9 protein-coding genes are annotated in these 13104 nt (G+C 47.6%); 3 read left to right on the top strand and 6 right to left on the bottom strand.

The features are described from left to right. Nucleotides 1-101: 101 nt before the first annotated feature. The 3 genes from PV783_RS03980 to hflX form a co-directional block, all read right to left on the bottom strand. Complete coding sequence (locus tag PV783_RS03980; protein WP_420987195.1) at nt 102-1724, bottom strand: ArnT family glycosyltransferase; 1623 nt, start codon at nt 1722-1724, stop codon at nt 102-104. 72 nt (nt 1725-1796) lie between these two features. Then, entirely contained in the window at nt 1797-2138 is a 342-nt protein-coding gene (locus tag PV783_RS03975; RefSeq protein WP_420987194.1) for a Rieske (2Fe-2S) protein, read from the bottom strand. Beyond that, a complete protein-coding gene (gene hflX, locus PV783_RS03970; protein ID WP_079471651.1) occupies nt 2138-3328 on the bottom strand; it encodes a GTPase HflX in 1191 nt (396 codons plus the stop codon). Before hflX ends, PV783_RS03975 begins: the two co-directional genes overlap by 1 nt. Nucleotides 3329-3463: 135 nt before the next feature. Between hflX and PV783_RS03965 the strand changes: the two genes are divergently transcribed. Together PV783_RS03965 and PV783_RS03960 are read left to right on the top strand one after the other, a co-directional pair. Next, the gene (locus PV783_RS03965) at nt 3464-5449 is read left to right on the top strand and encodes a S9 family peptidase (protein ID WP_420987192.1); all 1986 of its coding nucleotides are present in this window, start codon (nt 3464-3466) and stop codon (nt 5447-5449) included. An 11-nt stretch (nt 5450-5460) separates the two neighbouring features. Further along, nucleotides 5461-6237 (top strand): enoyl-CoA hydratase/isomerase family protein, encoded by a 777-nt coding sequence (locus PV783_RS03960; RefSeq protein WP_420987191.1) that lies wholly within the window; start codon nt 5461-5463, stop codon nt 6235-6237. Between the two features lie 99 nt (nt 6238-6336). On the opposite strand, the gene PV783_RS03955 is transcribed toward PV783_RS03960, so the two are convergent. Beyond that, entirely contained in the window at nt 6337-7041 is a 705-nt protein-coding gene (locus PV783_RS03955) for a porin family protein (RefSeq protein WP_079471648.1), read from the bottom strand. A 284-nt stretch (nt 7042-7325) separates the two neighbouring features. Between PV783_RS03955 and PV783_RS03950 the strand changes: the two genes are divergently transcribed. Continuing rightward, entirely contained in the window at nt 7326-10274 is a 2949-nt protein-coding gene (locus PV783_RS03950) for a PAS domain S-box protein (RefSeq protein WP_420987189.1), read from the top strand. 5 nt (nt 10275-10279) lie between these two features. On the opposite strand, the gene PV783_RS03945 is transcribed toward PV783_RS03950, so the two are convergent. Continuing rightward, nucleotides 10280-11974 carry an ATP-binding protein gene (locus PV783_RS03945; RefSeq protein ID WP_420987187.1) on the bottom strand — a complete coding sequence of 565 codons (1695 nt, stop codon included), beginning with the start codon at nt 11972-11974 and terminating at the stop codon, nt 10280-10282. After that, nucleotides 11971-13095, bottom strand: coding sequence for a histidine kinase (locus tag PV783_RS03940; RefSeq protein ID WP_079471645.1), 1125 nt, complete (start codon nt 13093-13095; stop codon nt 11971-11973). The genes PV783_RS03945 and PV783_RS03940 overlap by 4 nt, the downstream gene beginning before the upstream one ends. Nucleotides 13096-13104: the final 9 nt, after the last annotated feature.

Genomic DNA, 13104 nt, shown 5'->3' with positions numbered 1-13104 from the left:
AAAATAGGGAAATTTTCATTTTTGCAAAATCTTATTTCATTTTTTTGAGAAAAAATTTAGGTCACTGCCTAAAACCAGCCACCATAGCGGGTTAAATAAAATTATTTTTTCACTGCCACCAGCTGTCTTTCCCCCAAAGCGCCCGCCCGCGTCGCCTTGCGGACAAAAGGCAAATCCAGTTTGCTCACATAAAAATGCGGGAACGACCGGATCACTGTGCAGGTATATCCTTGCTGTTGCAGGGAGGCCACTGCATCGGGGGTAGTGAAAATGAGTGCAGTGGCCGAATCGGGGCGTAACACCGGCGCCTGCATATAAAAATCGAATGCGTAGGAATTTGCCTGGTACAGCGCTATGCTTTTACCGGGAAGATATGTATTGGCATAGGCGGCGGCTGTACTTCCGCTCTGGTATTGCATCATATCGGGGTACAGGATGGTGTTCAGGTAGAGGTTCAGCAGAATACTGATGGAAATGGTGCGGTAAAATACGGCCTGCCGGGTAGATTTATCCAGCCAGTAGTGCAGTAAAAGGTAGAGCAGGAGCAGGGCTGCGGCCAGCAGGAGCCACGCATAATGCATAGCCGGCTTGTACAGGAGATCAATTACCACGCCGGCAACAGCAATCACGATGATGATGGTGTACTGTGTAACCCGGAAAAATTTCAGCCCTTTTTCTGTTTGCAGCGATAAAATATACTGTGCAGTAAGGATGGCAAAAAAAGGAAAGATGATGTTCAGGTAATGTGGCAGCTGGAACCGGGAAAGGGAAAACAGTGCGAAAGTGGCCAGGGCTGCGCAGATGCAATAATATTCCCTTTGCTGTTTCCATTTTTTTATGAAGATGATGACCGCAGCGTATAGCATCACCGACCAGGGGAGGAAAGCCCACAGGAGGGTATGAAAAAAGAAGAACGGATCGCCGGACCCTTTAATGGGACCGGTGTTCATAAAGCGTCCGAACTGGCTGTCCCAGAAGAAAAAGCGGATGCCTGATACACCAGTGACGCCGAATACAATTTTCTCCGGGTGCTGGTCAAACTGCCGGTACAGGGCATACAGCTCCGGCGTAATGAAAAGCGCTATTAGTACTGCTGCCAGCGCCCAGCGCCAGTGGAACAGTTCTTTCCAGTTGCGCGTAAACAGCAAATGGCCGCCAATAGCGGCGCAAACCGGCACGAGGGCGAACAATCCCTTCGTCATGATGGCGAAGGCCGTAAAAAGGGCGCCCAGGAGGATGCCACGGCGGTAGAAATGATATACTGCCGCGATGATCAACCCGGTGAGATAAGGCTCTGCCCGTACATCGTTGTTGGAAATAACCAGATGTTCTGCCGTGAGCAAGATACACACCGCCCAGCGGGCTACTTTTTCGTCATATAAATGAAGCGCAAAACGATAAGTATACCACGCGCCCATCAGCAAAAAAAGAATGGCAGGCAGTTTATAAGACCAGGTGTGGATACCGAAAAGCTGAAAGCTGATAGCCGCCATCCAGAAAGGGAAGTGGGGCTTGTCGAGCCAGTCGTGACCATCTGCATAAAGGTTCCAGTAGTCGTGTTTTATCACCATTGTTTTGGCGATACCGGCATATAGCGCGCCGTCGGGTTCCAGGATGGGTACAAAAAGGGCACTAAACTGCAATAGTACCAGCATAGCGGTGATGAGCAGCCATACTTGTTTTTCAGAGAGAACAAATGAGCGTGTAACAGTTGTAGTCAGCATAGCGAAAAGTTACAGGCATATACCGGTTACTTCAAATATGACGATCACTCTTAACAAAAAGATAATTGCTTTTTACCAGAACCAGCCGCTTTTCTCCATGCCCAGCCAGGGCCCGTCTTCACGCTGTTCTATAGGGTAAGTTTTCAGGTAGTATCCTTCTCCGCTGCTGTTGTAGCCATTTTTAAGGCTAAACTTATAACGGTGCAGCGGGCATACCACATTACCGGCGGCATCTATTACCCCATCGGCCATAATGCCACCGGCATGCGGACATTTATACGCAAACGCAAAAAACTGCCCCTGGTGCAGGGTACAACAAATTTTTTTGCCATTTACCTCCATTACGCTGATCTGTTTCTCTGCAAAAGGCAAACGGCCTTCTTCTAATTTATACCACGAATATTCTTTGGCCATTAGTAGAAGAATTCGGTTTTATAGGGGAAGCGCTCCTTGTACAATTGGGTTACCTTGTCCAGGATGGTTTTGCGCAATTCCTCGATGTTCCTTTTTTCCAGCGCGGAAATGAATACACAGTTTCCCTGGGTTTTCGTTTCCCAGTCCTGTTTCAGGGTATTCAGGATATCCTGTTTAATTTCCGGCTCCAGCCATTTATCAAAGGTGTTGGCCTCGTACAGGTCCATCTTGTTAAAGATCATGATGGTGGGCTTCTCAAACGCTTTCAGTTCCTGCAGCGTGCGGTTCACCACTTCAATCTGCTCTTCATACTGCGGATGGGAAATATCTACCACATGGATCAGGATATCGCTTTCGCGTACCTCGTCCAGCGTGGATTTGAAGCTTTCCACCAGGTGATGGGGGAGTTTACGGATAAACCCTACGGTATCGCTGAGCAGGAAAGGCGTTTGATCAAATACCACCTTACGCGTGGTGGTATCCAGGGTAGCAAACAGCTTGTTTTCTGCAAACACCTCACTTTTGCTGAGCAGGTTCATGAGCGTGCTTTTACCAACGTTGGTATAACCTACCAGCGCCACGCGGATAAATTCGCCGCGTTCCTTACGCTGGGTAAGGGATTGACGGTCTATATCCTCCAGGCGTTTGCGCAGCAGCGCTATTTTGTCTTTTACAATACGACGATCCGTTTCAATTTCCGTTTCACCGGGGCCCCTGCTACCGATACCGCCTCCCTGTCTTTCCAGGTGACTCCACATACCGCGCAAACGTGGCAGGATATACTGGTACTGCGCCAGTTCTACCTGCACCCTTGCCTGTGCTGTGCGCGCACGGCGCGCGAAGATATCCAGGATCAGGTCACTACGGTCGATCACTTTTACCTTCAGCACCTTTTCAATATTGGCGATCTGTGAGCCGGTAAGCTCATCATCAAATATAACCAGTGATATATCCCTGCCTGCAATAAACTGCTGGATTTCTTCCAGCTTACCTTTACCAACAAAGGTAGCCCTGTCGGGGTGCGCCAGCCGCTGGGTAAAGCGCTTAACAGCCGTAGCCCCCGCTGTTTCCGCCAGGAACATCAGCTCATCCAGGAACTCATTCACCTGGCGCTCTGTCTGGTCTTTGGTGATAACACCAACTATAACGGCTCTCTCCTCTTTTTGTACTACTTGTTTTTTGTCAATCAAGTTATTTCAGAATTTGGAGCAAATTTACAGAGAATTTAATCGCTACGTCATTTCTTCCTACATTTACCCGATCCAAAACAACCTTTCGATATCATGTTTAAACCTTTTTTACTGACAGGACTATTAATATCAACTATGGCAGTAGCCCAGGATAAGATGACACCCGAATTGCTATGGCAACTTGGACGGGTGAGTGGAGAGGCGTTGAGCGCTGACGGCAAAACCGTTATCTATGGCGTTTCTCAGATCAATATGACCGAGAACAAAAGCGAAAAAAACCTCTATGCTATCCCGCTGGCAGGCGGCGCTGCAAAGCAGCTCACCCAAACTCCCGGCGCAGAAGGAGATGTAGCCGTATTACCCGGCAATAAAATTGGTTTCTCCCTGAAAGGACAGTGGTATGAAATGAATGCCGATGGCTCCGATCCGGTGCAGAAAACCAACGTGGACGGCGGGATGCAAAACATCCGCATTTCTCCCGACGGGAAACATATTTTGTTTTCGAAAGAAGTAAAAGTAAAGAAGATATCCGGCAGCGATCATTACACGGATCTTCCGAAATCCAATGTACAGATCTACGATAACCTGAACTACCGTCACTGGGATACCTGGGAAGACGGCAACTTCTCCCACGTTTTTTATGCCACTTACAATAATGGCGAAGTAGGTACTCCGGTAGATATTATGGCGGAAGAACCATACGATTGCCCGCAAATGCCCTCCGGTGGCCCTGAAGATATGATCTGGAGCCACGATGGGAAAAGTGTGATCTATGTTTGTAAGAAGAAATTCGGGAAAGATTACGCCATCAGCACCAATACAGATATCTACGAATATAACCTGGATACCAAAACTACCCGCAACCTTTCCGAAGGAATGATGGGCTACGATGTGGCGCCCAACTTCAGCCAGGATGGCAAATACCTCACCTGGTTAAGTATGGCCCGCGATGGTTACGAAGCAGATAAAAATGACGTGATCATCATGGACCGCGCCACCGGCGTTATCACCAACCTTACCAAAGGCTGGGATGGCACCGCCGCTTCCTCCCGCTTCAGCAACGACGGCAAAAAAATATACTTCCTCGCCGTCATAAAAGGCACTGAGCAACTGCTGGAAATTTCCCTGCAGAAAAATATCGCCCAAACAACGGAGAAGCATATACGCCAGGTAACTACCGGCGACTTCGATATCAACGACATGCTGGCACAATCCGGTAACACCCTGGTAGTGTCCCGTACTGATATGAACCATGCGGCGGAACTGTTTACCGTAGACCTGCAAAAGGGCGCCGTTACCCCGCTTACCACCGTAAACAAAGCGGCCTACGATAAAATAGGCATGTGCAAAATTGAAAAGCGCTGGGTGAAAACCACCGATGGTAAGGACATGCTTACCTGGGTGATTTTCCCGCCGGATTTTGACCCCGCTAAAAAATATCCAACCCTGCTGTATTGCCAGGGTGGCCCACAGTCGGCCGTATCGCAGTTTTACTCTTACCGCTGGAATTTCCAGCTGATGGCATCCCAGGGTTATATCGTGGTAGCCCCCAACAGAAGGGGCATGCCGGGTCATGGCGTAGAGTGGAATGCTTCTATCAGCAAGGACTGGGGCGGACAACCAATCCGCGATTACCTGAGCGCTATTGATGATGTGAGCAAGGAAAGCTATGTGGATAAAGCCCGCTTAGGCGCTGTAGGCGCCAGTTATGGCGGCTATTCCGTATACATGCTGGCAGGCGTACACGAAAACCGCTTCAAAAGCTTTATTGCGCACGACGGTTTATTTGACCTGAAAAGCTGGTACGGCACTACCGAAGAGCTGTGGTTTGCCAACTGGGATATCGGCGCTTACTGGGATGCTGCCAACGCCAACGGCTACAAACATTTCAACCCAAGTGAATACGCCAATAAATGGAATACACCCATTCTTATTATCCAGGGTGGCATCGACTTCCGCGTTCCTATTGAACAGGGCCTGCAAGCCTTCCAGCTGGCACAGCTGAAAGGAATAAAAAGCAAGCTGCTGTATTTCCCGGAAGAAAATCACTGGGTACTGAAACCGCAGAACGCCATTGTATGGCAGCGCGAATTCTTTAACTGGCTGAAAGAAACCCTGTAAATCATATTATCATGGCTGCTTTATTACTGGATATTCAGGATGGTATTGCTACCATCACCTTAAACAGACCTGAAGTATACAATGCGTTCAACGATCCGCTCAGCTATGAGTTGCAGGACGCATTAAAGAAAGCAGAAAAAGATCCGGCAGTGAGAGTGGTAGTGTTAACGGGCGCCGGCAAAGCTTTCAGCAGTGGTCAGGACCTCAAGGCTTCTATGGAGGCCGGAAAGCGCAACCTGAGTGAATCGCTGCATAAACGCTATAACCCGATCATTCGCGCCATCCGCAATATGCCCAAGCCGGTTATTTGCCGGCTTAATGGTGTGGCCGCCGGCGCAGGATGCTCCCTCGCACTGGCCTGCGACCTGATCATTGCCAGCGAGGAAGCCACCATGATAGAAATTTTTGTGAACATCGCACTGGTGCTGGATTCCGGCTCTTCGTACTTCCTGCCCCGTACCGTGGGCTACCACCGGGCCTTTGAACTGGCTACCAAAGCCAGTAAAGTAAGCGCGGCGGAAGCGCTGAAACTGGGACTGGTAAATAAAGTGGTGCCGGCTGCGGAACTGGATGCCGCCGTACAGGCGGAAGCCGCTTACTACGCTGCCGCACCTACGAAAGCCATTGCACTCATGAAAAAAATGCTCACCAAAGGCATGACGGATAACCTGGATGAAGTACTCGAGTACGAAGCCTATTGCCAGGAAATTGCCGGTAACTCCGCCGATAATGCAGAAGGGATCCAGGCTTTCCTCGAAAAAAGAAAGCCTGTATTCAAAGGAGAGTAACCGGTAAAAGATAAGCGATCGCGCTGATCATCTCACCATAAAAAAACGGCCCAGGTGTTAAACCCGGGCCGTTTTCTCTATATAAAAGCCCGGAGGCTGTTACAATCCGCTTAAACAAATACCAATCTGGTAAGGTCTGATATCCAGGTTATTGCTGGCATTGTCTTTCAGCAATGGATTCAGGGAATAGGAGCCAAATAAGGCAAAGTTACCGTAACCTACGCGGGCAGTAGCCGCAAAGCGCCACGGGTTAAAGAATCCCCTGTTGGCATCTTTATCAATATCCTTGCTGCCATTAGCGCCGGTATATTTTATTTTGGTATGAGCATCTACCAGGGCGCCTACTTTCACACCCACAGCGGCTTTGAAGCCTTTGTTGGCGTTATCCGGTACGCTGCGGTATCTTAATTCAATAGGAATTTCCAGGTAAGTGGTAGCCACTTTATTCTTTTTAGCCGTGGAAGTAGGGAAAGACACCTGGTTACGATTCAGCTTTCCCTGGATATCCATCGTATGATCTTTCAGGTAAACACCGCTGGTACTGATACCTAAACCCGCTGCCATACTCAGTTTGGATTTCTTGAACGGGAAGTCGTACATCAGGGCAATATTAAAACCCCTGTTAAGGCCGCTCTTAATACTGTCAGGCGCACCCGCCCAGCCATCGTATGACAACTGTACCATTAAAAAGTCGTTGGAATGGGTAACTTTATTAACCGCTTTATTCATCGGTGAACCGCCATCCTGTGCAAAAACTCCAATAGAAACAGCTATCAGACCCAGGGTAAAAATTATTTTCTTCATATAATATACATACTTAGGAAAAAGAATATTAGGCAAATATAATGGAATGATTGTAAAGACAATCCGTTAAAGTATTGCTAAAACATTCACCCGGTAATACATTCGCACGCCGAAAGTAACAGAAAAAGAAATACTGACCGCCATAATCTTTTCCTGGTCCATACGTTGGATTGAACAAGATGAACAGCAATATTGCCCCAAAATATCCTAATTTGAATAAATAATCCGTCACTGAGCTCATAACCCCTGCCAACGCTATTAAAGAGCCGTTGAAAAGCCTACGCATGAAAAAAATTGTAAATACCGTTCTGGTACTTATCCTGGTAGTATTTATGGCGCTCATGGGTTTTGTATATTATGCCTGGGTGGTTAAAAAAAGAAGCAGGAGCGCGGCGGAAAGCATGATACAAACCAACCTGCTGATAGATAAGGTAAGAACCGTAGCCGTACTGGATAATAACTATACCAACAGCATCCGCGACATGCTGCTCATGGGGCAGTCACGTATCCCTGCCGCCAATTATGCCCTGCCAGACAGCGTGCTACGCCTCCTCCAATCTGTTTCAGCCAGCATGCCCGGTGATACCATCTCTCAAAAAATACTGGATAATTTCAGTATCCTTCTCCGGAAAAAAATCAGCTATCATCAACGGATACTCGCGCTGGCAGCCACGCAACCAGCAATGGCCAAACAACTGATCACTGCCCCCGAAAACGCCCTGTTCCGCGACAGCGTAAGAATAGCAGTGAATAATTTCATGCAGGCAAACCGGCGTAAACTGATTGAACGGGTCGACAAAGACAATCGCTATACCCTGTACTCTTTCTGGACCACCATTATCATCAGCCTTTTCACACTGGTACTGTTACTGGGCGAATCGCGGTATTTATACCGGATGTTCAAAAAGCTGAAGCTGAGAACCAACCAGCTGCATAAAAGAGAACAATCCTTTCTCCGGCTGGCAGAAGAAACAGAACTGATCCTCTATAAATCGCAGGTAGATGGCATCTTTACCTACGTGAGCAAAGGCGCCGCTGAAATGACCGGATACCCCAATACAGAACTGGTAGGCAAACATTACTCCATGTTCCTGGAAGAAAATACCTGGAAACGACTCGAAGCCTTTTACATGAACCAGGTGAAAACAGGCGACGACTATACCTCCCAGGAATTCGAAATCATTACCAAATCAGGTGCAAAAAAATGGGTGGAACAAATGGCCGCACTGGTGTACGGAGAAGATGGCCGTGTAAAAGAATTTCAATGCGTAGTAAGGGATATTGATAAGAAAAAAAGAAACGAAGACCAGGTGATGTATCTCCAGCAACGCCTGGATGCCATCCTCGACTTTATGCCGTCTATGATGTTCATAAAAGATATGCCCGGCAAATACCTGCTGGTGAATAACCGCTTTACCGAAATACACGGCGTAGATAAAAAAGATATCATCGGCAAAACAGATGAAGAACTACCATACGATTGGGTACAACGCTATACTAAACTGGATCTTGAAGTAAGGACAACAGGCGCCAGGGTAAAATCAGAACAGAGCATTACCGTGAACGATAAGATCTATCACTTTCTTATTACCAAATTCCCGCTCCGGAATTCAGACGGTGAAATGATCGGCATCTGCGGCATAGGACAGGATTTCACCGAAAAAAACAACTATATCACCGCCATTGAAAACGCCAACAACCTGGCACAGGAAGCCATCAGCGCACAGGAAATGTTCCTCGCCAATATGAGCCACGAAATTCGTACGCCCATGAACGGTATCATCGGCATGACCAACCTCCTGATGCAGCAAAGCCAGCTATCTCCCACACAACTGGAGTACACCGGCGCCATCAAAACGTCAGCCAACCGCCTGCTGGTGATCATCAATGAAATCCTCGACTTCTCAAAAATAAAAGCAGGTAAGCTGCTGCTCCTCCACGAACCATTTGATATTTACGAGGTAATAGACAATGCCCTCTTCCCCCTGAAACTACAGGCGCAACAAAAGGAACTCTCGTTTTTTGATGAGATAGATACCGCCATCCCAGCTTATCTTTTGGGAGATGAAATACGTCTCAACCAGATCCTGACCAACCTTGTGGAAAACGCTATTAAATTTACCCACAGTGGAAAAATAACCGTGAAAGTAACGCTGGTAAAAGAAGATAAGGAACAATCCACTGTTCAGCTGGGCTTTGAAATAAAGGATACCGGCATAGGCATAGACCCGGACCAACATGAGATGATTTTTAAAAGCTTCTCCCAAACACACGCAGACAATACCCGCAAATTTGGCGGCACCGGCCTGGGATTGGCCATCACCAAAGAACTCATCACCCTTCAACATGGCTTTATCCGGGTAAACAGCCGCCTGAACGAAGGCGCTACTTTTTACTTTGAGCTTCCGTTTGCCCGCAACAACGAAGAAGTTACCGGTAAAGATGACAAGGGGCATCTTCACCATGCAGAAAAACCACTGCAAGGGAAAACCATACTGGTAGTGGAAGACGACGACATCAATCAACAGGTGGTATTTCATACACTCCGCAATGCCGGCGCCAGAACAGACGTGGTTAACAGCGGAAAATCAGCCCTTGAAATGCTGGACTACAAATCTTACGATTGCATCATTATGGATATCCAGATGCCGGGAATGGACGGATACCAGACTACGCAGGCCATACGCGGGAAAGGCATCCGGACCTACATGATTGCCATGACCGCCTCCGCATTAAAAGGAGAAAAAGACCGCTGCCTGGCCGCCGGGATGAATGACTACGTTTCCAAACCATTCGACCGTACCGACCTGTTTCATAAAATCCTGAAAGGACTGGGAGAACAAACACCGGAAGCAATCACTGAAAAAAAAGAAGCCACTGAAATACCTTTCAGCGAACTGGATTTCTCCGCTGTTTACAGCATGATGTCCGGCGAAAAAGAACATGTGAAAATAATGCTGGAAGAACTGCTGGACAGCATTCCGCAAAAACTTTCAGAAATGAACCAGCTGCTGGCAGCGAAAGACTGGCAACCGCTCTATATGCTGGCGCACCAGATGAAATTTAACCTGCATATGGTTGGCATGCAATACGCATCGGATGTAGCTTTATCTGTTGAAAGAGATGCCCGGCTGGAAGAAAATCTCGACAGCATCCCTGACCGGTTGCAGGAAATTAGTGCTATCTATTATCAACATGTACATCTCGTAAAAGCGCACATTGAACAACCCTGACAACACTATGCGTCCGGCAAGGTGAAATAAAACTGGCTGCCTTTTCCTTCTTCGCTATTTACGCCAATGATGCCACCCTGGGCTTCAATAAATTCCTTTGAAATGGCCAGACCGAGCCCGTTCCCCTGGCCCTTCATACCTGGAACCTGGAAAAACCTTTCAAATATTTTACCACGGAAGGCTTCCGGAATACCTTTTCCATAATCCTGTACCACAAACGATACCATCTCTGTTCCGGTAGGCGTTACCGTTAGTTCTATGGCGGCGCCGTGGGCAGAATAACGGATGGCATTGGTTAAGAGGTTCACCAGTACCCAGGCGGTTTTTTCCACGTCTGCCAGTACTTTCGGTAAAGTATCCGGCACCTGTGTGCGGATGGTGATTTCGCGTTGTGCGGCCTGCTTCTGTACCGTGTCCATCGCGTATTGCACAATGTTCATCGCAGTTACCGGCTGCGGCTGCAATTGTATATTACCGCTTTCTACCTGCGACAGGTCCAGCAGCTCGCTTACAATTTTTATCATGCGCCGGTTGTCCTGTTTCAGGCTGTCCAACAGCTCTTTCTGTTCAGTACTCAATACACCCGTCCTTTCATCTTCCAGCAGCTTAATACTGAAATCAGACGCTGCCAGCGGCGTTTTCAACTCATGGGAAATGGTGGCAATGAAATGCGTTTTGGCAATATCCTGTTCTTTAAAAGTGGTAATATTCCGGAGAATAACTACATAGCCTATACGTTTTTCTTCATGCCTGATGTCGGTTGTTTCGCGGGTGAAGAAACATTCTTTTCCGTCCACCACTATTTTAAGCGGGGCATTTTCCTTTGTATTCACGAGGAAGCGTAGCAGGTCGTTGCGTTTGGCTATTTCTTCCGCCGGCTGTCCGATGAGATCCTTTTCAGGTATATTCAGCAGCTGCAGGGCAGGGGTGTTGGCAAACAGGATCACATTATTTACATCAAATCCGATGGTAGCATCTTTCAGACTGCTGATTACGGCTTCCGCGCGTTGCTTTTCAAATACAATGCGCGCCAGGTTGCTGTGTTCGTATTCATCCAGCCGCTGGGCCATTGTATTGAAAGCGGTGGCCAGATCGCCGAATTCGTCGCCGGATTTAAAGTAGAGTCTTTTACCATATTGTTTGTTGGCGATATCTTTAATCCCCTGCGTAAGCGCATCAATAGGATTGGCAATGTACCCGGGGAAGTTATAAACAAAAGTGAATCCCAGTACAAAGCAAAGTCCGCTGATAATGGCAATATAAAGCAGGGCATTGTCAGCTGTTTTCTTTACCCTTTCATTTTTACCTACAATGGCCGCCATATTTACGTCCATGATGGTATAGATATTTCTTTTTATGGCGCCGACTTCTACCGTAGAATCTTTTTGTAACAACTCAAAAATGCGGGCCACTGCTGCCGTCGCTTCTTCTTCACCTCTTTCTGTTACGTTGGCCTGCTGCTTCCTGAGATTAACGGAAAAAGTTTGCATAGCAGCGGCACGATGAGCCGGCAGATCTTCCAAAGCTACCAGCATATTTTTCGAATACTCCAGCGATTCATAGTTATCCTTGAGGATGAACTTCGCCTTTTCGTTCAGGCGGTTCAGATAGTAATAGCCCAGTATGCTCACCACCAGCAGCATGATGTACAGGAACAGTACACCAAGCGTAATCTTTGTTTTTAATCTGAACGTACTCATGATAATATGATAATGTCGATATCGTTGGAAGAAAGCGTTTTCAACAACTGGTTAAACAGGTTAGTGCGCAAAATGATACGGAAAAGACTGATATGCGGTTTTCCCATACAAATGGTGGTAACATGTTTTTCCAATGCAATGTTAATGATAGCTTCCGATACTTTGGCGTTATGTTCCTGTATAACTTCCGCACCGAGTTCTGTAGCAAGTTTCAGGTTATTAATAAGATGACGTTGGGCAGCAAGCGCAATCTTATCGGCGCTTTCGCCCGGGGTTTGCACATACAGTACAAACCAGTCGGCGTGATAATAAGCGGCCAGCCGGGCTGTTTTGCGGATTACCTTCCGGGCCACTTCATCATTGGTAGAAATACATGCCAGGAAACTCTCATGGCGCATCTGCAGGTTACGAGGAATCTGGATCTCCACTTTCCGTTCCACCTGTGTGGTTACTTCCTTCAATGCCAGCTCACGTAATTGCAGGATTTTATCTGCCTGAAAAAAATTACTCAGGGCGCTCTCTACTTTGGAGCGGTCATAAATCTTACCTTCTTTCAAACGGGTAATCAGCTCATCGGCGGTAAGGTCGATGTTCACCACTTCATCAGCCATTTGCAGTATCAGGTCGGGAACGCGCTCCTGCACTTCCACGCCGGTAATGGATTTCACCTCCTGGTTAATACTTTCGATGTGCTGAATGTTCACGGCAGAAATAACATTGATCCCCGCATTGAGCAGGTCCACAACATCCTGCCAGCGCTTCTCATTTTTGGAGCCGGGGATATTACTGTGCGCCAGTTCATCTACCACTACCCAGTCGGGCGCCAGCAGCAGGATGGTGGAAAGATCCATTTCTTCCAGCATTTTCCCTTTGTAAAATACCTGCCGGCGGGGTATCTGGGGCAGTCCATCCAGCAGGGCATGCGTTTCCGCACGCCCATGTGTTTCGATGTAACCGATCTGGATATTCACCCCATTTCTTAACATGGCATGCGCTTCCTGCAGCATGCGGTATGTTTTACCTACACCGGCGCTCATGCCGATATAAATTTTAAACTTCCCTCTGCCGGCGCGGTTAGCCAGGTCAAGAAATTGCTGTACGGAGTGTTCTTTATCTGTCATTATTATTTA

It is taken from the genome of Chitinophaga sp. CC14, from assembly GCF_048957795.1.
Classification (GTDB): Bacteria; Bacteroidota; Bacteroidia; order Chitinophagales; family Chitinophagaceae; genus Chitinophaga; species Chitinophaga ginsengisegetis.
Note: the sequence above shows the minus strand (reverse complement) of the source record. Positions and strands in the feature narration are given on the sequence as shown.